The organism is Streptomyces sp. NPDC001204, assembly GCF_053598035.1.
The window spans coordinates 390,839-416,813 of the sequence record NZ_JBSFJL010000003.1; the positions used below are offsets into that span (position 1 = coordinate 390,839).

A 25,975-nucleotide genomic window follows, 5' to 3' on the forward strand; every position below is an offset into this window, starting at 1 on the left:
ATGGTCTACAGCAAGCAGCGGACGGCGGGCGCCCCGACGTGTTGTCGCGCGGCCAGGTAGTACGAGATCCCCGGTTGCGTCGACGCTTGATGTGAGGCTGTTTCCCATGTTCGATCCGGTCATAGCGCCCAGCGGTACGCTGCTCGGCCTGCTCCAGCGGGGCCGCGGCGACGGCACGCTGCACGCGCTCACCGCCCCCCGCGCCGAGGCGCTGGCGGCACTGAACCACTGCGTGCTCGGCGACCCACGCCACGACTGGCAGGTGGAGAACCGCTCCCTCTACTACGCCCGCCTCTTCCTCGACCTCGACGGCGAACTGGACCGGATCGAGGAGCACCTCTTCGACCCCGAGGACGCCCTCGACACCGACGAGTCACGCACCGGACTCGCCCTCGCCGTGCTCGGGCACCTCGCCTCCTACGGCAGGCGGGACGCGCTCGCCCTGCTGCGCAGGTACGCCGCCACCGGTGCCAACTGGGCCTGGGCCCTGGACGAACTGGCGCTCAGGGACGACGACGCGGGCCTGCGCGCCCTCGCCGCGCCGGTCCTCGCGCGCTTCGCCACCGACGCCGAGGGCGAGGCCGAGCTGGCCGCCGCGGTGCGCGACGCCTTCGAGCCCCGGCCGTGGCGGCTGTGGGCCGACGACCCGCGTGAGTCGGTCGCCACCCGCGTGCGTGCCGCGCACGAGGCGGGCTGTTTCGACCTCTGGCAACGGCAGATGCGCCCCACCGGACCCCGGCCCGGGTGGAGCGTGCAGGCGGTGTTCGAGTGGGCCCAGCAGGGCGCCGAACGCGGCGCGCCCCGCCATGCCCCGGCCGCCCGCTGCCTCACCGCCGTCGCCGGACCCGAGGACCGGCCCGAGATCCTCCGCGCCGCCCGGGCGGGCACCGACGCGGCCCGCTGTACCGCCCTGCGCTACCTCGCCGACGGCGACGACCCCGACGCCCTGGACCTCATCGAGGCCGCGGTGTCCGACGGCTCCGCCACCGTGGTGGAGGCCGCCGTCGACGCCTTCGAACGCATGTGCGGAGCCCCCGCCGTCGACCGGGCACGCGGCTGGACCCACCGCCCCGACCCGCTCGGCGCCGCCGCCGGACGTGTGCTCGCCTGCCGCGGCGCGGTCCGGGACCGCGACCTCGTCCTCGCCGCCCTCCGGGAGGCGGTCCGGGGCGAAGGCCCCGACGCGCCCACCCTGTGGACCCTGGTCGACGGCGCCGGCCGGCTCGGCATCACCTGTGCCGCGCCCGTCCTGCGTCACGTCTACCGCGAGACCGCCTCCTCGCATCTGCGCGGCCGTGCCGCCCGGGCCCTGGCCGCCACCGACCCCTCCTTCCCCGCCGGGTTCGCCGTCGAGTGCCTGTGGGACTGCGAGGAGACCACCCGCGAGATCGCCGCCCGGCACGCCGAGACCGGCGACGCACGCGTCGTCGAACGACTGCGCAGACTCGCCGCCGACCCGGCCGAGGAGGACGAGGTCCAGACCGCCGTGCGCAGCCGGATCGGACCGGACACGCCCGCCGCGTGAACATCCGGTGACCCGGGGGCCAGGAGCGCGTGGCCGGGGGCCGTCCGGTCCGGCCGCACAGCACAACGCTCATGGGACGTTCCTCGTCCGGAAAGATCCACGTTGACGCGGGCACGTCCAGCACGGCGACAACACCGGTATGCGTGTCGTCATCGTGACCGAATCCTTTCCCCCCGATGTGAACGGCGTGGCCCACTGCGCGCTCCAGACCGCCCGGCACCTCGTCGATCGCGGTCACGCCCCCCTCGTCGTGGCTCCCGCCACCGCCGCCTCGACCGGGTCCGACGCCCCCGCGCCGTGCCCCGTCGTCCGCGTCCCCTCCCTTCCGCTCCCGGGCTACCCCCAGGTCCGCGTCGCCCTGCCCAGCAGGCGCGTCGCGGCGGCGCTCACCGAGCACCGCGCCGACCTCGTCCACCTGGCCGGCCCCTTCGTCCTCGGCGTCCGCGGCATGGCGGCCGCCACCCGGCTCGGCATCCCCGCCGTCGCCGTCTACCAGACCGACCTCGCCGGCTACGCCCGTACCTACATGGGCGCCGGCGAGGCGGCCGCCTGGCGGCGCATCCGCTCCGTCCACGCCGCCGCCGACCTCACCCTCGCCCCCTCCAGCGCCGCCCTGCAGGACCTGGAGGCACACGGCGTGCCCCGCGTCAGGCTGTGGGGCCGCGGCGTGGACACCGTCCGCTTCCGCCCCGAGCACCGCGACGAGGCACTGCGCCGCGAACTCGCCCCGAACGGCGAGCTGATCGTCGGCTACGTCGGCCGGCTCGCCCCCGAGAAGCAGGTCGAACTGCTCTCCGGGGTCTGCGGCCTGAACGGCGTACGGGTCGTGGTGGTCGGCGACGGTCCCAGCCGCGCCCAGCTGACCGAGGCCCTGCCGGGCGCGGTCTTCCTGGGCCGTCGCACCGGCGACGACCTCGCGCGGATCTTCGCCTCGCTGGACGTCTTCGTGCACACCGGCCCCTTCGAGACGTTCTGCCAGACCGTGCAGGAGGCCATGGCCTCCGGGGTGCCCGTCGTCGCGCCCGCCGCGGGCGGTCCGCTCGACCTGGTCGCCCACGGCCGCACCGGGCTGCTGGTCCCGCCGCGCGACGTGGCCGCCGTACGCGACGCCGTGTGGGCGCTGGCCGCCGACCCGGCACTGCGGGCGTCGTTCGCGGCGGCCGGCCGCTCCGCGGTCGAGGAGCGCACCTGGGCGGCGGTCGGCGACCAGCTCATCGCCCACTACGAGGACGTGCTCGCCGCGCGGCGGACGGCGGTGGCGGCATGACCACCGCGCCGCTCACCCTCGTGCGGCTCGCGAACTTCGTCGCCCCCGCCTCCGGCGGACTGCGCACCGCCCTGCGCGAACTCGGCAAGGGCTACAAGGCGGCCGGCCACGAACCGGTGCTGGTCATCCCGGGCGACCGCCACACCGACGAGGAGACCGAGCAGGGCCGCGTGATCACCCTGCCCGGGCCGTTGCTGCCGGGCACCGGCGGCTACCGCGTCCTCACCGACAAGCGGCGGGTGGCCGCCGTCCTGGAGGAGCTCGCACCGGACCGCCTGGAGGTCTCCGACCGTACGACGCTGCGGTGGACCGGCAAGTGGGCGCGGCGGGCCCGGGTCCCGGCCGTGATGGTGTCCCACGAGACCGCCGACGGCGTGCTGCGCACCTGGGGCCTGCCGCAGACCCTGTCCCAGCGTGCCGCCGACGCCCTCAACGTCCGTACCGCGCACACTTACGCGCGCGTGGTGTGCACCACCGAGTTCGCCGAGCGCGAGTTCGTGCGGGTCGGCGCGCGCAACGTCGTGCGCGCGCCCCTGGGTGTCGATCTGGTGGAACGGCACCCCGCGCTGCGGGAGGCGGCTCTGCGCGCCCGGCACGCACGCGACGACGAGGCGCTGCTGGTGATGTGCTCCCGGCTGTCCGTGGAGAAGCGGCCCGGCAACGCGCTGGACGCGCTGGAGGCGCTGCTGCGGCGCGGACGGCGGGCGGTGCTCGTGGTGGCCGGGGACGGTCCGCTGCGGACGCGGCTGGAGCAGCGGGCCCTTGAGCGGGCGCTGCCGGTGACGTTCCTCGGGCACGTTCGCGACCGCGACCGGCTCGCCGCGCTCCAGGCCTCCGCCGACGTGTGCCTGGCACCCGGGCCGGCCGAGACCTTCGGGCTCGCCGCGCTGGAGGCGATGGCCTGCGGCACCCCCGTGGTGGCCAGTGCCTCCTCCGCGCTGCCGGAGGTGATCGGCTCCGCCGGGGACAGCGCTGCGGACCACGGCGAGGCGTTCGCCGACGCCGTGGAGGGCCTGCTGGCACGCCCGGAGCGGGAGCGGCGCGAGGCGGCACGCGCGCGTGCGGAGTGCTTCGGGTGGACCGCCTCCGTGGAGGCGTTCCTCGCCGCGCACGACGTCCCGGCCCCTGTGCGACGTCCGTTGCAGGAGGGTGTGGCATGAGACCGCTGCGCTTCGTCGCCCTCGGCGATTCGCTGACCGAGGGCGTCGGCGATCCCACGGGCGACGGATGGCGCGGCTGGGCGGCACTGCTCGCCGGCGGTCTCGCCGAGGAGCCCTCGGTCGTGGAGTTCACCAACCTCGCGGTCAGCGGGGCGCAGACCCGCGACGTCCTGGAGCGGCAGACCCCGGCCGGACTGGAGCTGCGCCCGGACGTCGTGTCGGTCGTCGTCGGCGTCAACGACACCCTGCGCCGCACCTTCGACATCCATGCGGTGGCCGCCCGGCTCGACCGGGTCTTCGCGGCCTTCACCGGCCGGGGCGCGGTCCTGCTGACGGCCTGTCTGCCCGACCCCGGCGCGATGCTCGGCCTGCCCGGCGCGCTGGCCCGCCCGCTGGCCCGGCGGCAGCGGGCGGTCAACACGGTGGTCCACGCCCTGTCGGAGCGCTACGGGGCCGTGCACCTGCACGCCGACGCGGGCCAGTGGCTGACCGACCGCGCGATGTGGAGCGCGGACCGGCTGCACCCGGGGGAGCGCGGTCACCGCCAACTCGCCTTCCACTTCCACGCGTTGCTCGCGGAGACGGGCATGGCGAGCGGGCCCGCGCCCTCGCCCGAGCCGGAGTTCCCCGCGCCCACCAGGTCGGCGAGCCTGTGGTGGCTGGCCACGGCGGGCACCGGCTGGGTGGCCCGGCGCTGCACCGACCTGCTGCCGCAACTGCTCACCCTGGCCGCCGGCGAACTCCGCCACCACGCCCGAGGCACGAGCGCCCGCCTCGACCTGCGCTCGTCGGCATCGGTATCGGCGGCCCTGGCCGCGCTGTCGACGCCGGAGTTGGCCTGAGCCGGGAGAGGCCGTCCCACGGGAACGGCGCGGCGCCCGCAACCGCCGCCGAACCATGCCCGCCGGCCGCGTCGCGTACGACCCGCGGCGGATGACGGGCCGTACCTCACCCGCGACCGGCGGATCCTCCGCGCCCTGTGCGAGGGCGCGGGGCGACGCACCGTGGCGTCCGCGTCCGTGCCGTTTGGGTCGTTGTCAGGCCGAGGACCTAATCTGTGCACCGTGACTTCGCCTGCATCGACGGACAGCGTTCCGCCCCAGCTCAGCGCGGGGCCGCGCCCCGCACAGGGGCCGGCCGCCGACGAGGGGCTGGCGCGGCGGCTGCGCGCGCTCGCCTGCACCGCGCCGCTGCACGACCTGGACGCCCGCAAGGCCAACCTCGCCGGCGAGTACTCGGTGTACGGCATGGCGGAGGTCGCGCTCGCCGCCATCGACCTCGTCACCCTCAACATGGACTTCGACACCGGCGCCGACCACGACCAGGTCGTGGCCCGGCTCGTCCCGCGCGTCGCCGCGCAGGCCCCGCGGCGTCCGTCCGGCGAGCACGAGCGCGTGGCCCGCTGGGTCCTGGAGAACCTGATCAACGTCGGCAGCGTCGACCGCGGCTTCCGCGCGGTGTACGGCACCTTCGGGCCGGACGGCACGTATGTGCGCCGCGACTACGACTTCAAGCTGATCGAGGAGGTCCCCGGCCCCGGCGGCAGCGTCTACCTGCGCACCACGGACGAGGCGGTCAACGTCCTCGTCGGCGCCCTCGACACCGACGTCACCAGCGCCCAGATCGCCGCCGAGGTCAAACTGGAGGTGCTCATCAGCCGCGGCCGCCTCGCGGACGCCCAGCTCGCCGCCGAACAGGCCCGCTACCGGACCGTGCAGTACTCGGAGACCCTGCGCAGGGCCCTGGAGGCGACCCGGCGCAACGTCCGGGCGGTGGACTGGCTCAGCGCCGTCCCCGACATGATCGCCGAGGCCCTGGACCACGTCGCCGACCGCTACCGGCACGAGAACGCGATCCTGACCAACATCCGCAAGGCGCGCGACGAGTCGGAGGAGCCCGAGCACAAGCGGCGCGCCGCCGAACTGGTCGACATCGTCAAGGACTGCATCCGCAGGCACACCCAACTGCAGTCCCGGCTGCTGGAGGCCGGGCCCCTGTTCCGCGCCGAGCAGGACCGGCAGGCCTTCGCCACGCCCCTGACCACCTCCGGGACCGACCTCTACGGCCACCTGCTCGCGCCCACCCTCCCGCTGCCGCTGGAGCAGGCGATCCGGGTCACGGACGCCTTCTTCGCGCGCGGGACCGGGCTGCGCACACCGGTGTCGGTCCGTGTCGCCGACCTCGTGGACATCCTGCTGACGCCGCCAGTCGAGCGGGAGCACCTGGGCGCCGAGATGCCCGAGCCCGACCTGATCGCCACCCCCGACGACAGCCGGTTCAGCGAGGAGCAGCTCGCGGCCGCCATGGAGCTGCTCGACCTGCCGGCCGACGCGCCGCGACGGCTGTCGGGACTGCTCGCCGAGGCCCGCGACAAGGACCCCGACCTGCCGTACCTGGTCGCCCTGCTGGCCGTCCACGCGGCCAGCCCCCCGGTCGGCACCGCCTACCGGCAGGGCGAGGAGAAGCTGCTGTTCGCCGTGGACGACGGGACCGAACTGGACGATCGGGAGTTCGGCGGCGCCGACCTCATCGTCGGCACGGCACTGCTGGACGCGGCGGGCATGGCGGCCGACCGGACGGAGGCGGCGTGAGCCCCGCCGGCAACCGTACGCACGAGCGACACCCCAGCAAGGAGCCCCAACCGTGACCGAGCACGTCGACCGGAGTGAGCCGGAAGCCGCAGGCGCGCCCACGGCGGTCGCCGTCACACCCGCCGACGCCGCCGACGCGGCCCGGCTCGTCGCCTTCGGGCTCCAGCCGAAGCTGCAGCCCGCCCGTGACCAGGAGTACGCCGACCTGCTGCGCCGCCACCGCGAGGACCCGGCGTTCGCACGGCTCGCGGACGCCGTGGCCGCCGGACTCGGGCTCGTCGTGCTGGAGGTGTCCCCGCGCGCCGGAATGGCGGTCACCGCCGCCGAGGACTCGGTGTTCGCCGTCCGCATGGGCGACTACGCGCGCCGTACCGCCGCCGACTCCGGCGACCGCTTCCTGCACGGACTGGCCCACCTCGCGGTGGCCGCCCTCGCGTTCCCGCGCCCCGAGGACCTCGCCGACGACGGCTACATCGGGCGCGTCACCGTCAACGGTGTGGACGCCTTCGTCCGCCAGGCCTGCCGCCGCCTGGAGGAACGCGCCGAGGAGCGGGGCGAGAACACCGACCCGGCCACCGACGCGCCGGACCTCGAGGCCGCCTGGCGGATCTGGGCCAGACGCAGCGCGACCGGGGCCACCAAGGACGCACGCCGGCCGGCCGCCTCCACCACGGGCATCGTGGCCAAGGCCCTGGCGTTCCTGACCGACTCCGGGTTCCTCCAGCGCACCGGCGACGAGAGCGGCGGCACGTACCGCACGACGGCCCGCTACCAGCTCCAGGTGCGCGACATGGCGGGCAGCGCCGCCCTGGCCGAACTCCTCGAACTGGGCATCGTCCCGATGACCGGCGGCACACCGAGCCTGCTGCCCGCCGAGGACGGCGACGACCTGGACCTGGTGGCCGACGCCGGGCTGCCGTTCCACTCCTGAGGCCCTGCCGTCTCCCGCCACCCCCGTCCGCATGAAGTCCGCCACCCCCCAACTGCAAGAAGACTGACGAGAGTCCGCCATGTACGAGCTGTCCCGGGTCCGCCTCTACTCCATCGGGCCCGCCGGTGCGCGCTACGCCGACACCGTGCTTGACCTGCGGGGCGTGGGCGAGCCGGTGCCCGACCCCGCGCCCATCCAGGCGGAGTTCTTCGAGGAGGAGCCGGTCGGCCCGCCGCGCCGGCCCGCCCCCGCCGGTGTGCTGTTCCTGGAGAACGGCGGCGGCAAGTCGGTGCTGCTCAAGCTGATCTTCTCGGTGATGCTGCCCGGCCACCGCAACACCCTCGGTGGCGCCAGCTCCGGCGTGCTGCGCAAGTTCCTGCTCGCCGACGACTGCGGGCACGTGGCGCTGGAGTGGCAGCACGTACAGACCGGCGAGTGCGTGGTCGTCGGCAAGGTCAGCGAGTGGCGCGGGCGCCAAGTCTCCAACGACCCACGGAAGTTCGCCGAGGCCTGGTACTCCTTCCGGCCCGGACCCGGACTCACCCTGGACAACCTCCCCGTCGCCGAGGCCACGTCCGTACGGCCGTCCGCCGAGGGCCAGTCGGGCGCGCGGGGCCGCCGCCGCACCATGAAGGGCTTCCGGGACGCCATCACCGAGGCGGCCAGGACCTACCCGTACCTCGAGGTGCACTTCGAGGAGATCCACGAACGCTGGACCGAGCACCTGGGCGACCTCGGCCTCGACCCCGAACTCTTCCGCTACCAGCGGGAGATGAACGCCGACGAGGGTGAGGCGGCCGGCCTGTTCGCGGTGAAGAAGGACTCCGACTTCACCGACCTGCTGCTGCGCGCCGTCACCGACACCCGCGACACCGACGGGCTCGCCGACCTGGTCAGCGGGTTCGGCAACAAGCTGGGCCGGCGCGCCGAGCTGATCGCCGAGCGGGACTTCACCGCGGGCTCGGTCGACCTGCTGGGCCGGATCGTCGAGGCCGCCGAGGCCCGCACCCGCGCGCGTGACGTCCACGCCGCGGCCGAGCGGCGCACCCGGACGCTGGCGCGGCGGCTGTCCGCCCGGGCGGTACGGGAGCGGATCCGGGCCGCCGACCTCGCCCAGCGGGTCACGGCCGCCGCCTACGGCGTCACGCACTCCGAGGGCGCCCGCGAGCGCAGCGCGCTGATCGCCGCCGAACTCGCCTACCGGCACGCCTCACTGGCCCTCGCCGCCGCCGAGAAATCCGCGGCCGCGCAGAAGCGGGAGCTCGCCGACGCGCGCACCCTGTACGCGGCGTGGCAGGCCGCCGAGGCCGTGCTGCGCCACCGCGCCGCCGCCGACCGCGTCGCCCGTGTCTCCGCGGCGATCCAGGAGGCCGAACGGGACGCGGCCCCGGCCCTGGCCGCGCGCGCCAAGGCCGCCACGGATCTCGTACGGGCCCTGCACACGGCCGCCGAGAGCGCAGAGACCGTCGCCAACGAGGAGGAGGAGCGGTCCGCGCGGCTCCAGGAGGTGGGCGAGTCCGCCTACCGGGACCAGACCGCCGCCGCGACCGAGGCGCAGCGCGCCCGCAGCGAGGCCGGACATCTGCGCCAGCGCCTCGCCGAGGTCGAGCAGGAGACCGCCGAGGCGGTACGCGCGGGCTGGCTGGACGACAGCGCCCCCGACGCCGATCCGGCGCGTGCGGCCCTGGCCGCCAGCGACGCGGAGAAGACGGCGGTCGCCGCCTGGGACCAGGTCCGCGAGACTGCCCGGAAGGCCACGGAACACGCGCGCGAGGCCGCCTCGGCCGAATCCCGCGCGGAGCTCACCGCGGCCCGCGCGGCCGACGCTGCGACGGCGGCCCGGCGCGCCCACGAGACCGAACGCCGCATCGCCGAGGCGCTGGCGGCCGAGGGGCGGCTCGCGGAACTGCTGAGCCTGCCGGGCGCGACCGGGGCCGCGCGGGCCGGAGTGCCGGGACCCCGGACCGGACCGGACGCCACAACGCCGGGTGCCGAGTCGGCCCACCGCACCGGAGAGGCGCCGTACGGCACCCCGGGACGACAGAGCGCCGCGGAGACGGACCGGGCCGGGGCCGAGGGCACCCTCACCCCCGAGGACCTGGACCGCTTCGCCGACGAGCTGCGTGAACTGCTCGACGACGCCGTCTCCTCCGCCGAGCGGCACCTGTTCGAACTGCGCACCGCCGCCGCCGACGACTCCCGGATCCTCGGCGCGCTCGGCGACGGCGGCCTGCTGCCGCCCGGCCCGGACGTACTGGCCACGGTGGAGTTCCTCGGCGAGCACGGCATCCCCGCGCTGCCCGGCTGGCGCTACCTCGCCCAGGCCGTCGACCCCGCCGACCACGCGCGCGTACTGGCCGCCCGGCCCGAGCTGGTCGACGGCGTGATCATCACCGACCCGGACACGCACGCGCGTGCCCGCGAAGCCCTCGCGGACGCGGCCCTGCTGCCCCGCTCCACCGTGGCCGTCGGCACCGCGGCCGCCCTGCTCGCCCCCACCCCGGCGGACGGCACGCCGCAGGGAGACGTGTTCCTCGTTCCGCCGAACCCGGCCATGCACGACGAGTACGCCGCCGACGAGGAACGGCAGGCGCTGCGCGCGCGGGCCACCGAGCGGGACGAGGAGATCCGCACCCTGGCCGCCCGGCTCGGCAAGGACCGGGAACTGGCGGCGCGGCTCGCCTCCTGGCGCACCGGCTGCCCCGCCGGCCGGCTGCTGGAGCTGGCACAGGCCGCCCAGGACACGCGCGTGTTCGCCGAGGAGGCCGAGGCCGAGCTGGCCGAGGCGCGCGGTCTGCGGGCGGAGGCCGACGAGGCCGCCGCCGAGGTCGCCCAGGAGCGCGACGAGCGGCAGGAGACCGCCCAGAAGGCGCGGCGCGCCGCCGACGCCCTCGCCGGGCTCGCGTTCCGGCTGCGCGAGCGGGCCGGCTGGCAGGCCCGGCTGCGCGAACTCGCCGACGAGGCGGCCGAGTCCGAGGCCCGCGCCCAGGCCTGCCTGGAACGCGCCCGAGCCGCCGACGAGGACCGGCGCGCCGCTCAGCGCGCCGCCGACGACACCCGCCGCACGGCGCGGGCGCTGCGCGCCGAGCGCTCCGAGATCGCCGGCGCCCCCGACGGCGTGCCGGAGAGCGACGGGGACGCACCCAGGGCGTCCCTGCCCGCCCTGCGCGAGGCCTACCGCGCAGCCTCCCAGGTCTACGAGAAGGTCGGTGTCGGCGCGGACCTGCGCGCCGAGCAGGCCCGGGCGGAGAGCGACGAGAGCGCCGCCCGCGCCGAACTCGACCGGCTCAGCAACAAGGTCCGTACGCGGGCGGAACAACTCCTGGAATCCCCCGAGGGCTCCGACGGGCCGTCCCGGCAGGGCGCCGCCGCCCGCGCCGAGGAGCTGGTGCAGCTCCTGGAGACCCGGATGTCCTTTGCGAGCGAACAGCTCGGCCGGCTGCGCGGCGAGGCCGAGCGGCACGCGCCCGAGGACGGCGAGGCACACACCGGACTCCCCGAGGACCTGCTCCCGCGCGACGCCGAGCACGCACAGGCCCTGCTGCGCACGGCCACCGCCGAACTCGCCTCCAGGACCGGTGCGCTGGCCCAGGCCCGTGAGGCGCACGCCGAGCTGCTGGAGTCCCACGGCGCCGCCGAGGACGCGGCCGGCGGCTTCGACGAGATCGCCGGCATGCTGCGCGACCAGCTGCGCGAAAACACGAGTGACGAGGAGCAGGAGGAACCCGAGCCGTACCCGGGCAGCCCGGAGGACGCCCGGCAGGCGGCCGCCGAGACCCGCAGGTCACTGCGCGGCTGCGCCGGCGACCTGTCCGCCGCCGACTCCGCCGTCCGCGAGGCGAGCGACGTCCTCGTCCGGCACGCCAACTCCACGCGCTACGAGCAGGTGCGCACCCCCGCCCGGCAGCAGATCCGCGAACTGCCCGCCTCCGCCCTGCCCGAGCACGCCCAGAAATGGGCGGAGGCCTTCGCGCCCCGGCTCCGGGTGCTCACCGACGAGCTGGCCCAACTGGAACGCAACCGGGACTCGATCGTGGACCGGTTGCGCGGACTGGTCGAGTCGGCGCTCGCCACGCTCAGGTCGGCCCAGCGACTGTCCCGCCTTCCGGAAGGGCTCGGCGAGTGGTCCGGCCAGGAGTTCCTGCGCATCCGCTTCGACGAACCCGACCAGGCCACGCTCACCGAGCGGCTCGGCGAGGTCATCGACGAGGCCACCCGCGCCGCCGTGAAGAAGAACTCGGACCTGCGGCGCGACGGCATGTCCCTGCTGCTGCGCGGAGTCGGCGCGGCGCTCCAGCCCAAGGGCATCGCCGTGGAGATCCTCAAACCGGACGCCGTCCTGCGCGCCGAGCGGGTCCCCGTCGGGCAGATGGGCGACGTGTTCTCGGGTGGCCAGCTGCTCACCGCGGCCATCGCCCTGTACTGCACGATGGCCGCCCTGAGGTCGAACGACCGCGGCCGGGACAAGCACCGCCACGCGGGCACGCTCTTCCTGGACAACCCGATCGGCCGCGCCAACGCCACCTATCTGCTGGAGCTCCAGCGGGCCGTCTCGGACGCCCTCGGGGTGCAGCTCCTCTACACCACCGGCCTGTTCGACACGACGGCGCTCGCCGAGTTCCCCCTGGTCATCCGGCTGCGCAACGACGCCGACCTCAGGGCCGGGCTGAAGTACATCAGTGTGGAGGAGCACCTGAGGCCAGGGCTGCCGCAGCAGGCTCCCGCTGGCGAGGCGGTGCACAGCGAGATCACGGCGACCCGGATGTTCAAGCGTCCGGCGTGACGGCCCGGCCGGGCCGGGGCGCTCGACCGGCCCGACCGGGCCCGGCCACACGACCGGCCGCCGCCCGCCGGCGGCCGGGTCATCCCTACGGATGCGACAGCTGCCCCGAGCCGTTCCGGCCGCGTATCCGCTTCCGCGCCCGCTCGGCGGCCCGCGCCTCCCGCCGCGCCTGGCGCAGCTCCCGCCGAAGGGCACGCGCGGTGCTGCTCGGCACCGAGACCACGCCGTTGCGCTGGTTCCACACCTGGCGGGTCACCCACACGTCGAGCGCCGCCCAGGTGGCCACCACGGTGCCGGCCACGCTGCTCAGAAGCATCGGGAACGCCAGCCACGACCCGGACACGCTGAACAGGAACGCCACCACGGCCTGTATCAGCGTCACGGACACGATCAGCACCGCCCGCACGGCGGCCGAACGCACCGGATCCGGCAGCCTGCGCCGCCGCGCGGGCTCCTCGACCCACAACGGCCTGTAGGACGGCTGCCCGTCCCGCCCGCCCGTGTGCACCGAAGACCCGTACGCCCCCGGTCGCTCCGCTGTCCCCATCACTTTGCGTCCCTCCCCACCGCCGGCAGACCGCTCGCCCCGGTGCCCGAAGAATCGGCTCCTCAGTGGCTGCCCGGCTTGCGCTGTTTTACGCGGCCCGGAGGCGCACTGCGTCTCCTGTGGCCGATTCCGCCCCCATCTCCCATGGACAAGGACGAACGAGACGTCACGAAGATTCCCGGCCGACGAAAAAAATCGGTCAACCGACCAGGCCGGACGCCCCGTTCCCGTGCCCCCGCCACCACGGCCTTCCGGACCGGCATCTCCCGCAATGCCCCGACAACTCGCCCGCTCCCGGCACCCATACGGAAGTACTGGCTCCGGACGACTCTTCGAGTTGACTGCATGTCGGTAGTAGGCTCGCGCCGTTTGTTGACGCACATGTGTACCCCGGGGCCTCTGGGGGACGAGCTGGGGGAGGCCATGCGCTTTCGCGGGAAGTCCATCCGCCGGAAGATCGTGGCGCTGCTGCTCGTGCCGCTGCTCTCGCTCACCGCGATCTGGGCCTTCGCCACACTGATCACCGGGCGGCAGGTGACGCAGCTGTTCAACGCGTCCTCCGTGGTGGAGGAAGTCGCCTACCCCACCGAGGACACGGTCCGGGGCCTGCAACAGGAACGCCGCCAGACCCTCGTCCATCTCGCCGACCCCCGCGCCTCCGACGGCCTCGCCGCACTGCGGCGCAGCAGGAGCGCCACCGACGAGGCCATCGCCAGGATCCGCAGGACCGCGAAGAACCCCGACGTCCGCGAAGCGCTCGGCCCGTCCGGCGCGGGACGCCTGAGCGTCGCGCTGGACGCCTTCGACGGCATTGACTCGCTGCGCCGCAGCGTCGAGGACCGCACCGTCGGACGCGCCCAGGCACTCGACCTCTACAACCAGCTCATCGACCCCTGCTACGCCCTGCTCGCCAACCTCCACGTCGTCGACGACGTCGACCTGGCCAGGCAGTACCGCGCCCTGGTCGGTCTCGCCCAGGCCCGCGAACTCCTCTCCCGCGAGGACGCGTTGTTCGGCTCCTCGCTGATCGTCGGCCGCCTCTCCCGCGACGAGACCCGCGGCATCTCCGACCTGGTCGCCCAGCGCTCCCTGCTGTACGACGTCGACCTGCCCCTGCTGCCCTCCGCCGAACGCGGCCGCTACGACCGCTTCTGGCGGAATGCCTCCTCCGCTCCGCTGCGGACCGCCGAACAGGCCGCCGTCTCCAGCACGTCCGGCACACCGCGCGGGGTGAGCGTGCAGAGCTGGGACACCGCCGCCGGAGACGTCCTCGACGAGCTGGGCACCCTCAACGACGAGGCGAACGACCGCTTCCAGGACCGTGTCCGCCCGGTCGCGATGGACGTCATCCTGGAGGCCGCCGTCGCGGGCGTCCTCGGACTGATCGCCGTGCTGGTCTCGCTCGTCCTGTCCGTGCGCGTCGGCCGCGGTCTCATCCGCGACCTCAGGCAACTGCGTCTGGAGGCCCACGAGGCCTCAGGCATCCGGCTGCCCAGCGTGATGCGCCGCCTGTCGGCCGGCGAACAGGTCGACGTCGAGACCGAGGTCCCGCGCCTGGAGTTCGACAGGAACGAGATCGGCGAGGTCGGACAGGCCCTCAACACCTTGCAGCGGGCCGCCGTCGAGGCCGCCGTCAAACAGGCCGAACTCCGCGCCGGCGTCTCCGAGGTCTTCGTCAACCTCGCCCGTCGCAGCCAGGTCCTGCTGCACAAGCAGCTCACCCTCCTCGACGCGATGGAACGCCGCACCGAGGACACCGACGAACTCGCCGACCTGTTCCGGCTGGACCACCTGACCACCCGTATGCGCCGGCACGCCGAAGGCCTGGTGATCCTCTCCGGCGCCGCCCCGTCCCGGCAGTGGCGCAAGCCCGTCCAGCTGATGGACATCGTGCGCGCCGCCGTCGCCGAGGTCGAGGACTACGAACGCATCGAGGTCCGGCGGCTCCCGCGCACCGCGGTCACCGGCCCCGCCGTCGCCGACCTCACCCATCTCGTGGCCGAACTCCTGGAGAACGCCACGGTGTTCTCGCCGCCGCACACCGCGGTCCAGGTCGTCGGCGAACGCGTCGCCAACGGCTTCACCCTGGAGATCCACGACCGGGGCCTCGGCATGGCCGCCGAGACGCTGCTGGACGCCAACCTCCGGCTCGCCGAGACACCCGAGTTCGAGCTCTCCGACACCGACCGGCTCGGACTGTTCGTGGTCAGCCGGCTCGCCCGGCGGCAGAACGTCCGGGTCTCGCTCCAGCCGTCCCCGTACGGCGGCACCACCGCGATCGTCTTCATCCCCGACGCGCTGCTGACGGACGACGTCCCGGACACCAACGGCGTCGGCTTCCGCCTCGACCGGCCCACCGCGAAGGCCGACCGGGAGGGAGGCCGCAGGGCCGCTCTCGCCCAGGCACCCGTGCAACTGCCCGGACTGCCCGCCTCGGTCCTGGACGGGCCGGTGGAGCTGGAGGCGCCCGTCGACCTGGACTCCATCGAGGACTTCCCGGACGTCCTCGACGAGGAGGCCGGCGAACGCGGCGGACTGTTCGGCCCGCGCCCCTCCCCCGCCCGGCAGACGGCGCACGAGGCGCTGCCCCGCAGCCTCGCCCAGCACCGGCAGAGCACGAGCCGGCGTGGCGCGCCGCAGGAGACCGGCGAGGAGGAGAACCCGGGGCGCGCGGTCCCGCTGCCCCGGCGCCGGACACCCAAGCTGGTCAGCTCCCACGGACGCCCGGTCACCGAGCAGAGGTCCCGCCGCGAGACGGCCGGGCCCGAGGACCCGGTGGGTCCCGGCCGCCCCGAGCGCGAACCGGCGGCCCCGCTGCCGACCCGCCGTCGCGGCGAGTCCCCGCCCGGACCGGCCACGGCGGCGGCCGACGGACGCGGGCGACGCGACAGCACCGAGGAGTCCCCGGCCACGAGCCAGGGGCCGCGGCAGACTCCGGCCCTTCCGCGGCGCACCGTCCGGCCCGCGCCCGCCGGCGGGCCGGACGGCGAGGGGCGCGACCCGGCCGAGGCACCCGGCGGCCCGGGACCCGACGCGGGTCCGCTGCCCCGGCGCAGACGGCAGGCCAGTCTCGCCCCGCAACTGAAGCGGAGCCCCGACCGGCCCGAAGGGGCCGGCCCGGACCCCGCCGAACGCGACGCCGACGAGGTACGCAGCCGGATGGCCTCGCTCCAGCGCGGCTGGCGGCGCGGGCGCGAGGAGAACGCCGCGGGGGACCATGCCCCGGACGGCGGCACGGCACAAGGAACGACAAAGGGGGACGGTCGATGACCGCACCGAAGGCGACCGGCCACACCACGACGGACAAGGCGAACAAGGTGGAGCTGAACTGGCTCCTCGACGAACTCGTGGACAGGGTCGCGAGCATCCGCAAGGCCATCGTCCTGTCCCGGGACGGACTGGCCACCGGCGTGTCCAAGGACCTGACCCGGGAGGACAGCGAGCACCTGGCCGCCGTGGCCTCCGGCTTCCACAGCCTCGCCAAGGGTGTGGGCCGGCACTTCGACGCGGGCGGCGTCCGGCAGACGGTCGTCGAGCTCGACGACGCCTTCCTGTTCGTGACCGCGGCCGGCGACGGCAGCTGCCTCGCCGTCCTGTCGGACGCCGACTCCGACGTCGGCCAGGTGGCCTACGAGATGACACTGCTGGTCAAGCGGGTCGGTGCGCATCTGGGTGCCGCTCCGCGCACCGATGTGCCCCGAGGCGGGTAGTGGGATGACATGAGCGGAGACGGTCAGGCACGAAGCCACTGGTTCGACGACGAGGCCGGACCGGTGGTCCGTCCGTACGCCATGACGCGGGGCCGCACCAGCCATGCGGCCCAGCACCGCCTCGACCTGATCGCGGTGGTCGTCACGGAACCCCATGTGGACGACCCGGAGGCGGACGTCACGCTGTCCCCGGAACACGTGGACATCGTCGGGCTGTGCCGCTCCCCGCAGTCGGTCGCCGAACTCGCCGCGGAACTCGATCTGCCCGTCGGCGTGGTGCGCGTGCTCGTGGGCGACCTCGTGGACGAGGAGTACGTCCACGTGACGCGTCCCGTGCCGCCCGCGGAACTGCCGGACGAGAGCATCCTGCGGGACGTGATCAACGGCCTGCGGGCGCTGTGAGCGGTGGGAGAGCAGGGTGGTGACATGACGGGCTGGCAGTTCTGGGTCGACCGGGGCGGCACGTTCACCGACATCGTCGCGCGCCGCCCGGACGGCCGTCTGGTCACGCACAAGCTGCTGTCCGACAACCCCGCGCGGTACACCGACGCGGCCGTCGCGGGCATCCGAGCCCTCCTCGACGGCTCCGCCCGTTCCATCGAGTCGGTCCGCATGGGCGCCACCGTGGCCACCAACGCCCTGCTGGAGCGCACGGGCGAGCGGACCGTCCTCGTCGTCACCCGCGGCTTCCGGGACGCCCTGCGCATCGCCTACCAGAACCGCCCGCGGATCTTCGCCCGCCGTATCGAGCTGCCCGAGCTGCTGTACGAGCGGGTCGTCGAGGTCGACGAGCGCATCGCGGCCGACGGCACCGTCCTGCGCGCCCCCGACCTGGACGCGCTGGCCGGACCCCTGCGGCAGGCGTACGACGACGGGATCCGCGCCGTCGCCGTGGTCTGCCTGCACAGCCATCTGCACCCCGCGCACGAGAGGGCCGTCGGCGAGCTGGCCGCCCGCGTCGGCTTCCCGCAGATCTCGCTGTCCAGCGAGGTCAGCCCCCTGATGAAGCTCGTGCCGCGCGGCGACACCGCCGTCGTCGACGCCTATCTGTCGCCCGGGCTGCGCCGCTACGTCCAGCACGTCTCCGACGAACTGGACGGCGTGCGGCTGATGTTCATGCAGTCCAACGGAGGGCTCGCCGAGGCCGGACAGTTCCGCGGCAAGGACGCCGTCCTGTCCGGCCCCGCCGGCGGCATCGTCGGCATGGCCCGCATGTCCCGGCTCGCCGGCTTCGACCGGGTCATCGGCTTCGACATGGGCGGCACCTCCACCGACGTCTCCCACTACGCGGGCGCGTACGAACGCGTCCTCACCACGCAGATCGCCGGCGTCCGGCTGCGCGCCCCCATGCTCGACATCCACACCGTGGCCGCCGGCGGCGGCTCGGTCCTGCACTTCGACGGCTCCCGCTACCGGGTCGGCCCGGACTCGGCGGGCGCCGAGCCGGGACCCGCCTGCTACCGGGGCGGAGGCCCCCTCGCCGTCACCGACGCCAACGTCATGCTCGGCCGCATCCAGCCCGCCCACTTCCCCGAGGTGTTCGGCCCCGGCGGCGACCAGCCCCTCGACGAGGCACTCGTCCGCGAACGCTTCACCGGCCTCGCCCGCGAGATCCGTGAGCGGACGGGCGACGACCGCACCCCCGAGCAGGTCGCCGAGGGCTACCTGCGGATCGCCGTCGCCAACATCGCCAACGCCGTCAAGCGGATCTCCGTGCAGCAGGGCCACGACGTCACCCGCTACGCCCTCACCACCTTCGGCGGCGCCGGGGGACAGCACGCCTGCATGGTCGCCGACTCGCTCGGCATCCGCACCGTGCTCGTCCCGCCCATGGCGGGCGTCCTGTCCGCGCTCGGCATCGGCCTGGCCGACACCACGGCCATGCGCGAGCAGTCCGTCGAAGCACCCCTGGAGCCCGCCGCCATGCCGGTCGTGCTGAAGACCGCCGACGATCTGGAGGGCGCGGCCCGCGCGGAACTGCGCGCCGAGGACGTCCCCGAGGAACGCGTCCGCGTCACCCGCCGCGCCCAGCTCCGCTACGACGGCACGGACACCACCCTCACCGTCGAGCTGACCGAGCCCGCCGCCATGCGGCGCGCCTTCGAAGAACGTCATCGCGCCACGTACTCCTTCACGCTCGACCGCCCGATCGTCGTCGAAGCCCTCTCCGTGGAAGCCACCGGCATCACCGAACCCCCCGATCTGTCCGCCCTCTCCCCGTACGACCCCGCCCGCGCCGGTCGCTCCAGCGACCCGGAGACCGTCCGTCTGCACACCGGCGGCGCCTGGCGCGACGTACCCCTCCACCGCCGTGAGGACCTGCCACCCGGCGAGGCCGTCACCGGCCCCGCGATCGTCACCGAGGCCAGTGCGACGACCGTCGTCGACGACGGCTGGCGGGCCGTGGCGCGGGACGACGGGCATCTGCTCCTGGAACGCGTGGCGGTCACGCAGAGTTCCGATCTCGGTACGGAAGCCGACCCGGTCCTGCTGGAGGTGTTCAACAACCTCTTCATGTCCATCGCCGAGCAGATGGGCGCCCGGCTGGAGTCCACGGCCCAGTCGGTCAACATCAAGGAGCGCCTCGACTTCTCCTGCGCCCTGTTCGACCCGGACGGAAACCTGGTGGCCAACGCCCCGCACATCCCCGTGCACCTGGGCTCGATGGGCACCAGCGTCAAGGAGGTCATCCGGCGCCGCGGACTCCGGATGCGGCCGGGCGACACCTACGCCGTCAACGACCCGTACCACGGCGGCACGCACCTGCCGGACGTCACCGTCATCACCCCGGTGTTCGACACCGCCGGCACAGAGGGTGACCGCATCCTCTTCTACGTCGCCTCGCGCGGTCACCACGCCGAGATCGGCGGGATCGCGCCGGGCTCCATGCCGGCCGGCAGCCGCACCATCGAGGAGGAGGGCGTCCTCTTCGACAACTGGCTGCTCGCCGAGAACGGCCGCCTGCGCGAGGAGGAGACCCGCCGCCTGCTGACCGGCGCGCCCTACCCCTCCCGCAACCCGGAGACCAACCTCGCCGACCTGCGCGCCCAGATCGCCGCCAACCAGAAGGGCGTCGACGAGGTCGCCCGCATGATCGAGGACTTCGGCCTCGATGTCGTCCAGGCCTATATGCGGCACGTCCAGGACAACGCGGAGGAGGCCGTCCGCCGGGTCGTCGACGCCCTGGAGGACGGGGAGTACGCCTACGAGACCGACTCGGGCGCCGTCATCCACGTACGCGTGCGTGTGGACCGCGAACGCCGGTCGGCGACGATCGACTTCACCGGCACCTCCGCGCAGCTCGCGACCAACTTCAACGCCCCGTTCTCCGTGGTCAACGCGGTCGTCCTGTACGTCTTCCGCACCTTGGTCGCGGACGACATCCCGCTCAACGACGGCTGTCTGCGCCCCCTGGAGATCATCGTGCCGCCCGGCTCCATGCTCTCCCCGCGGCCCCCGGCCGCCGTCGTCGCGGGCAACGTCGAGACCTCCCAGGCGATCACCGGCGCCCTCTACGCGGCGCTCGGCGTCCAGGCGGAGGGCTCCGGCACGATGAACAACATCACCTTCGGCAACGAGCGCCACCAGTACTACGAGACGGTCGCCTCCGGCTCGGGCGCGGGCGACGGATTCCCCGGCGCCTGCGTCGTCCAGACGCACATGACCAACTCCCGGCTGACCGACCCCGAAGTCCTCGAATGGCGGCTGCCCGTACGGCTGGAGGAATTCACGGTCCGGCACGGCAGCGGCGGCGCAGGACGGTGGCCGGGTGGGGACGGCGCGGTGCGCCGCATCCGCTTCCTGGAGGCCATGACCGTCTCCACGCTCTGCCAGCACCGGAGGGTACGCCCCTACGGCATGGCGGGCGGCGAGCCCGGGGCACTGGGCGCCAACCGGGTGGAACACGCGGACGGCACGGTCACCGAACTCGGCGGAAGCGACTCCGCGGACGTCGCCCCCGGCGACGTACTGGTCGTCGAGACCCCCGGCGGCGGAGGATACGGGCCGCCGTCGCCCGACCCACACCGAGCAGGAGAAGAGATCGATGATCTTCGGCCGTTCTGAGCGCGGCAAGCCCCCGGTCGAGCCCGTCACGCTCAAGATCCTGGTGGCCGGCGGCTTCGGCGTGGGCAAGACGACCCTCGTCGGCGCGGTCAGCGAGATCAGGCCGCTGCGCACCGAGGAGCTGCTGACCGAGGCCGGACGGCCGGTCGACGACGTCAGCGGCGTGGAGGGCAAGCACACCACCACGGTGGCCATGGACTTCGGCCGCATCACGCTGCGCGAGGACCTGGTGCTGTACCTGTTCGGGACGCCGGGGCAGGAGCGGTTCTGGTTCATGTGGGACGAGCTGTCCGAGGGCGCGCTCGGCGCGGTCGTGCTGGCCGACACCCGCCGCCTCGAGGACTGCTTCGCCGCCGTGGACTACTTCGAGCGGCGCTCCATCCCCTTCCTCGTCGCCGTCAACTGCTTCGACGGCGCCGCCCGCCATCCCGTGGACACCGTCCGCCAGGCCCTCGACCTCGACGACCACGTTCCGCTGCTGCTGTGCGACGCCCGCGAACGCGAGTCGGTGAAGGAGGTCCTCATCGAGGTCGTCCAGCACGCGATGGCCCGCGCCGCGGACCGCCGCCGGGCCACCGCCGTCTGACGCCGCGTGAGCGGCCCGGCCCCGGCCCTTGGGCAGGGGCCGGTGCAGGGGCCGCTCACGAGGGGCCAGGGGACTCCTAGTTCTCGCCGTCCTCCAGCCAGCCGAAGCTCCTCTCCACGGCCTTGCGCCAGTTGCGGTACTCGCGGTCACGGACGGCGGCGTCCATGGACGGGGTCCACTCGGCGTCCTTCTGCCAGTGCGACTTGAGCTCTTCGAGGTCGTTCCACACATCCGTGGCCAGCCCGGCCGCGTACGCGGCGCCCAGACAGGTGGTCTCGGAGATCCTGGGACGGATCACCGGCACGTCGAGGACGTCCGCCTGGTGCTGCATGAGCAGGTTGTTCTTGGTCATGCCGCCGTCGACCTTCAGGGTCGTCAGCCGGACCCCGGAGTCCTGGTACATGGCGTCCACGACCTCGCGCGTCTGCCAGCTGGTCGCCTCCAGCACGGCCCGCGCCAGGTGCGCCTTGGTGACGTACCGGGTCAGGCCGGTGACCACCCCGCGCGCGTCGGAGCGCCAGTACGGCGCGAACAGGCCGGAGAAGGCGGGCACGATGTACGCACCGCCGTTGTTCTCCACGCTCGCCGCCAGCGGCTCGATCTCGTCCGCGGTGCGGATGATGCCGAGCTGGTCGCGGAACCACTGCACCAGCGCGCCCGTGACGGCGATGGCGCCCTCCAGGCAGTACACCGGGGCCTCGTCGCCGATCTTGTAGCCCATGGTGGTGAGCAGGCCGCTCTTGGACGGCACGGGCCGGTTGCCCGTGTTCAGCAGCAGGAAACTGCCGGTGCCGTACGTGTTCTTGGCGTCGCCCACGTCATAGCAGGCCTGCCCGAACACGGCCGCCTGCTGGTCGCCGAGCGCGGATGCCACGGGCACCCCGGCGAGCTGGCCGACGGCGGTCCCGTACACCTCGGAGGAGGATCTGATCTCGGGCAGCATCGCCTCGGGGACGTTCATGGCGGACAGGATCGACCGGTCCCACTGGAGGGTCCGCAGGTTCATCAGCATGGTGCGGCCGGCGTTGGTGACGTCGGTGACGTGCCGGCCGCCGTGGACTCCGCCGGTGAGGTTCCAGATCAGCCAGGTGTCGATCGTGCCGAAGGCGATGTCACCACGCTCGGCGCGATCGCGCAGGCCGGGCACGTTGTCCAGCAGCCAGGCCGCCTTGGGGCCGGAGAAGTAGCTGGCGAGAGGCAGGCCGGTCTGCTCGCGGAAGCGATCCTGCCCTTCGGAGCCGCCCAGCTCGTTGCAGAGCGCCGCGGTCCGCGTGTCCTGCCAGACGATCGCGTTGTGCACGGGCTTGCCGGTGGCCCGGTCCCACAGGACGGTCGTCTCGCGCTGGTTGGTGATGCCGAGGGCGCTGAGCTGGTCGGCACGCAGCCCCGCCTTGGCGACCGCGCCCGCGACCACCGCCTGCACCTTCGACCAGATCTCGGTGGCGTCGTGCTCCACCCAGCCGGGCTTGGGGAAGATCTGGCGGTGCTCGCGCTGGTCGACGGCGACGATGGCGCCACTGTGGTCGAAGACGATGCAGCGGCTCGAGGTGGTGCCCTGGTCGATGGCGGCCACGAACCTCTCGGCGTTGTCCGTCATGGCTGTCCCTTGGGGAGTGGAGAAGCGGCCGAGGGCCGGGACCATCCGTCCCCTCGCCCTCACTGGTAACAGTTTGTCCCACATTGACGAATGCAGCCCGGGATGGGCGGCAGGAGCGCCGACGCCCGAGACGCCCGGGTCCGGGGAGTGGGGGAAGTGTTCCCCCGCGCACAGGAAGCGTCAAGGACACCGGCGGCAACCGTGACGACCACCGGCGGAAGACGTCCGCCCACTGATCGGATACAGTCCGCGCGTGCCCGAAACCCCGGACCCGGCCGCCAACTCCGTACCGCACTCCCACTGTTCGAGCTGCGGAGCGCCTTACGACCAGGGCGTCACCGGCTGGCCCCGCACCTGCCCGGCCTGCGGCACCGTGGCCTACCGCAACCCGCTGCCGGTCGCGGTGGCCCTCCAGCCCGTGTACGACACCCGGGGCACCGCCCTGGTCGTCATCACCCGCGCCATCGCCCCCGCGCGCGGGGGAACGGCCCTGCCGGGCGGCTACATCGACGACCACGAGGACTGGCGCCAGGCCGTCGTCCGCGAGCTCCAGGAGGAGACCGGGATCGAGGCGGCCGCGCGCGATGTGCGGCTCGCCGACGCGATGAGCTCGCCCGACGGGCACCTGCTGCTCTTCGGACTGCTTCCGGAGCGCCCCGCCGAGGGCCTGCCGCAGTTCACCGCCACCGAGGAGACGGAGGACCGGCGCCTGCTGCGCAGGCCCGCCGAGCTCGCCTTCCCGCTGCACACCCGGGCCGTCCGGGCCTGGTTCGACGGCCGTTACCTCTGATACCTCTGAAAGGCCGCACCCGCCCCAACGGCCGCTCGGTGCCCGCCCGGACTCAGGACGCGCCGAGCCCCCGTATGCGCACCGGGTGGGGAGGCTCGCCGGCACCGTCCTCCCGCTCGCGCTCGACGACGACCTCCCCGTCCTGCCAACGGGTCGCGTAGCGTTCGAGCTCCGGCTCCTCCCAGCCGTCGCCCGCGTCCGGCACCACCAGCCCGCCGCCCGTCCGCCCCTGGGCGGGCGCCCACACCTCCAGCTCCAGGCCGCCGCCCTCACCCCGCACGGGGATCACCGCGCCCGCTCGCGCGAGCACCGGAATCCGCGCGAGCGGGGCGTCGACCAGCACCTGCCCCGGCCCCTCGTACGCCCGTCCCGTCGCCGTGTCGTACCAGCGGCCCCGCGGCAGCCGCACCGCCCGCCGTTCCGCACCGGGGTCGAGCACGGGCGCCACCAGCAGGCCGTCGCCGAGCAGGAAGGCGTCCTCGCAGTCCCGCAGAGCCCGGTCCTCCGGCGCGCCCCACCACAGCGGCCGCACATAGGGCGCCCCGGTGCGCCGCGCCAGGTGCGCGAGCGTCACGAAGTACGGCAGCAGGCGCCGGCGCTCGACGAGCGCCACGCGCGCGTGCTCCAGGACCTCCGCTCCGAACTCCCACGGCTCCCCGCGCTCCGCCCGCGGGCTCGCGTGCGTGCGGAACAACGGCAGACGGGACCCCAGTTGAAGCCCGCGCAGATACAGCTCGGGGGAGGGGCCGCCGGCCGACCCGCCCACGTCCGGGCCGGAGTACGGCACTCCGCACAGACCCAGTCCCAGCACCAGGGACAGCGACGCCCGCAGCCCCGGCCAGCCGGTGGCCACGTCGCCCGAACAGGTGCCGCCGTAGCGCTGCGTCCCGGCCCAGCCCGAGCGCGAGAAGAGGAACGGCCGCTCCTCGGGCACCAGGTCTCGCAGCCCCTCGTACGCCGCCTCGGCCATGCACAGGGCGTACACGTTGTGCGCCTGGCGATGGTCACCGCCCCGGCCCTCCAGGGCGTGCCGCGCCGACCGGGGCAGGGTCGTCTCGCCGAAGGCGGCGAAGGAGGTCGGCTCGTTCATGTCGTGCCGGAAACCGGCGAAGCCCTGCCCCAGCCGCTCCCGGTACAAGCCGCCCCACCACTGCCGCACGCGCGCGTGCGTGAAGTCCGGGAAAACCGCCTCTCCTGGCCGGGCGACGCCCCGCACCAACCGGCCCGAGGCGTCCCGCACGAAGGCGTCCACGGCCGTTCCGCCGTCGTACACGGCGTTCCCCGGCGCGGCCCTCACGGCAGGTTCGACGACGGACACCAGCCGGATCCCGTCCCGCCGCAGCTCCTCGGCCAGCACCGGCAGCTTGGGGTAGCGGCCCTCGTCGACCGTGAACACCTGGTGCGCGTCGTGGTGGTCGGTGTCCAGGTGCACGGCGTCCAGCGGCAGTTCGTGCTCGTGATAGCCCGCGACGATCCGCCGCACCTCCTGTTCGCCGCCGGAACCCCACCCCGCGTGATGGTGTCCCAGGGCCCACGCCGGCGGGACCGCGGCCGGTCCGGTGAGGGAGGACCAGACGTGCGCCACGCGCGCGGGGGCGCCGACGATCACCCAGCAGCGCAGCGGACCGCCGTCCATCCTGAACTCGCTCGCCCCGGCCCGGTCGTGGCCCGAGCCGGCGCCCTCCGCACCCTCCCGGAGCGTGACCGTGCCGTCCCAGGAGTTGTCGTGGAACACCAGGTGCGTGCCCGCTTCGGCCACGACCAGCTGGACCGGCATGGTGACCTGGAGCGGGTCGTCACAGGGACCGAGCGCATGGCCGGGATCGGTGTTCCACAGGCGATAGGTGCCGTCGCGCAGCCGGGGACCGCCGGCCCGGCCGCCCAGACCGAAGAACCGCGCGTCGGCCGCCACCTCCGACCGCTGCGACCACCGTCCGGGGCCCCCGCCGTCCGGCTCCCACCACCGGGGCGGCAGGTCACGGCGCAGCGGCACACCCCCGGGCGTGCGGACCTCGATCGCGCCGTGCCGCGAGACACCGAGGGTGACCCGTTCCGCCACGACCCGCCAGCCACCGTCCTTGTCCGGCTCCAGCACCGCGCGCGGGTCCGGCTCCGGGCACGGGCCGGCGAGCGCGTACGACGGCTCGGGCCCGGCGCCGTCCCACCCCCAGAAGACGGCCCCGTTCCCGGCGACGGCGATACGGAGCTCCGAGCGGGCGAATCGGACGACACCGCCCCCGGGCCCGGGCTCCACGTCCCGCACCGCACCGGGCACCCGCGCGCGTTCGGCCTCCCGCGACGGCAGGCCGACGGCGTCCGCGCGCCGCCGGCGCCACGCGGCGCGTACGGTGCGCAACCCCTGGGCCACCCCCGCCGAACCGACCGCCTTCACCGAACGCACCAGGTCACGACCGTCCATGCTG

Annotated in this window: 16 protein-coding genes; 13 read left to right on the forward strand and 3 right to left on the reverse strand. The window is 74.3% G+C overall.

The window, feature by feature from the left end:
- The first annotated feature begins 106 nt into the window (after window positions 1-106).
- The 7 genes from ACWC91_RS07265 (at window position 107) to ACWC91_RS07295 (ending at window position 12,257) form a co-directional block, all read left to right on the forward strand.
- The gene (locus tag ACWC91_RS07265; protein WP_450643758.1) at window positions 107-1,525 is read left to right on the forward strand and encodes a HEAT repeat domain-containing protein; all 1,419 of its coding nucleotides are present in this window, start codon (window positions 107-109) and stop codon (window positions 1,523-1,525) included.
- Between the two features lie 139 nt (window positions 1,526-1,664).
- The gene (locus tag ACWC91_RS07270) at window positions 1,665-2,792 is read left to right on the forward strand and encodes a glycosyltransferase family 4 protein (RefSeq protein WP_450643757.1); all 1,128 of its coding nucleotides are present in this window, start codon (window positions 1,665-1,667) and stop codon (window positions 2,790-2,792) included.
- Window positions 2,789-3,952 carry a glycosyltransferase gene (locus ACWC91_RS07275; RefSeq protein WP_225075999.1) on the forward strand — a complete coding sequence of 388 codons (1,164 nt, stop codon included), beginning with the start codon at window positions 2,789-2,791 and terminating at the stop codon, window positions 3,950-3,952. The genes ACWC91_RS07270 and ACWC91_RS07275 overlap by 4 nt, the downstream gene beginning before the upstream one ends.
- The gene (locus ACWC91_RS07280; protein WP_450643756.1) at window positions 3,949-4,794 is read left to right on the forward strand and encodes an SGNH/GDSL hydrolase family protein; all 846 of its coding nucleotides are present in this window, start codon (window positions 3,949-3,951) and stop codon (window positions 4,792-4,794) included. The genes ACWC91_RS07275 and ACWC91_RS07280 overlap by 4 nt, the downstream gene beginning before the upstream one ends.
- A 222-nt stretch (window positions 4,795-5,016) precedes the next feature.
- The gene (locus ACWC91_RS07285) at window positions 5,017-6,543 is read left to right on the forward strand and encodes a hypothetical protein (protein WP_225076001.1); all 1,527 of its coding nucleotides are present in this window, start codon (window positions 5,017-5,019) and stop codon (window positions 6,541-6,543) included.
- Between the two features lie 52 nt (window positions 6,544-6,595).
- Complete coding sequence (locus tag ACWC91_RS07290; protein ID WP_376503642.1) at window positions 6,596-7,474, forward strand: hypothetical protein; 879 nt, start codon at window positions 6,596-6,598, stop codon at window positions 7,472-7,474.
- A gap of 79 nt (window positions 7,475-7,553) precedes the next feature.
- Window positions 7,554-12,257: a hypothetical protein gene (locus ACWC91_RS07295; RefSeq protein ID WP_450725826.1), complete on the forward strand. Its 4,704-nt coding sequence runs from the start codon at window positions 7,554-7,556 to the stop codon at window positions 12,255-12,257.
- Between the two features lie 85 nt (window positions 12,258-12,342).
- Here the strand turns inward: ACWC91_RS07295 and ACWC91_RS07300 are convergent, their stop codons facing one another.
- Complete coding sequence (locus ACWC91_RS07300; protein WP_225076004.1) at window positions 12,343-12,804, reverse strand: hypothetical protein; 462 nt, start codon at window positions 12,802-12,804, stop codon at window positions 12,343-12,345.
- A 423-nt stretch (window positions 12,805-13,227) separates the two neighbouring features.
- Between ACWC91_RS07300 and ACWC91_RS07305 the strand changes: the two genes are divergently transcribed.
- From ACWC91_RS07305 to ACWC91_RS07325, 5 genes are read left to right on the forward strand one after another with little or no spacing between them, the layout of a single operon-like run.
- Window positions 13,228-16,074 (forward strand): nitrate- and nitrite sensing domain-containing protein, encoded by a 2,847-nt coding sequence (locus tag ACWC91_RS07305; RefSeq protein ID WP_450725828.1) that lies wholly within the window; start codon window positions 13,228-13,230, stop codon window positions 16,072-16,074.
- The gene (locus ACWC91_RS07310; protein ID WP_450643903.1) at window positions 16,071-16,514 is read left to right on the forward strand and encodes a roadblock/LC7 domain-containing protein; all 444 of its coding nucleotides are present in this window, start codon (window positions 16,071-16,073) and stop codon (window positions 16,512-16,514) included. Before ACWC91_RS07305 ends, ACWC91_RS07310 begins: the two co-directional genes overlap by 4 nt.
- Before the next feature lie 9 nt (window positions 16,515-16,523).
- Window positions 16,524-16,916 (forward strand): DUF742 domain-containing protein, encoded by a 393-nt coding sequence (locus tag ACWC91_RS07315; RefSeq protein WP_225076007.1) that lies wholly within the window; start codon window positions 16,524-16,526, stop codon window positions 16,914-16,916.
- Window positions 16,917-16,940: 24 nt separating this feature from the next.
- The gene (locus tag ACWC91_RS07320) at window positions 16,941-20,579 is read left to right on the forward strand and encodes a hydantoinase B/oxoprolinase family protein (RefSeq protein WP_450643904.1); all 3,639 of its coding nucleotides are present in this window, start codon (window positions 16,941-16,943) and stop codon (window positions 20,577-20,579) included.
- Window positions 20,560-21,165, forward strand: coding sequence for a GTP-binding protein (locus ACWC91_RS07325; RefSeq protein ID WP_225076009.1), 606 nt, complete (start codon window positions 20,560-20,562; stop codon window positions 21,163-21,165). Before ACWC91_RS07320 ends, ACWC91_RS07325 begins: the two co-directional genes overlap by 20 nt.
- A 76-nt stretch (window positions 21,166-21,241) precedes the next feature.
- Here ACWC91_RS07325 and glpK read toward each other — a convergent pair whose 3' ends face one another.
- Window positions 21,242-22,762 (reverse strand): glycerol kinase GlpK, encoded by a 1,521-nt coding sequence (gene glpK, locus ACWC91_RS07330; protein ID WP_450643905.1) that lies wholly within the window; start codon window positions 22,760-22,762, stop codon window positions 21,242-21,244.
- Window positions 22,763-23,015: 253 nt separating this feature from the next.
- Between glpK and ACWC91_RS07335 the strand changes: the two genes are divergently transcribed.
- Window positions 23,016-23,552 (forward strand): NUDIX domain-containing protein, encoded by a 537-nt coding sequence (locus ACWC91_RS07335; protein ID WP_450643906.1) that lies wholly within the window; start codon window positions 23,016-23,018, stop codon window positions 23,550-23,552.
- A gap of 52 nt (window positions 23,553-23,604) precedes the next feature.
- Here ACWC91_RS07335 and ACWC91_RS07340 read toward each other — a convergent pair whose 3' ends face one another.
- On the reverse strand, window positions 23,605-25,971 hold the full coding sequence (locus ACWC91_RS07340) for a glycoside hydrolase family 31 protein (RefSeq protein ID WP_450643907.1): 2,367 nt from the start codon (window positions 25,969-25,971) through the stop codon (window positions 23,605-23,607).
- Window positions 25,972-25,975 lie beyond the last annotated feature (4 nt).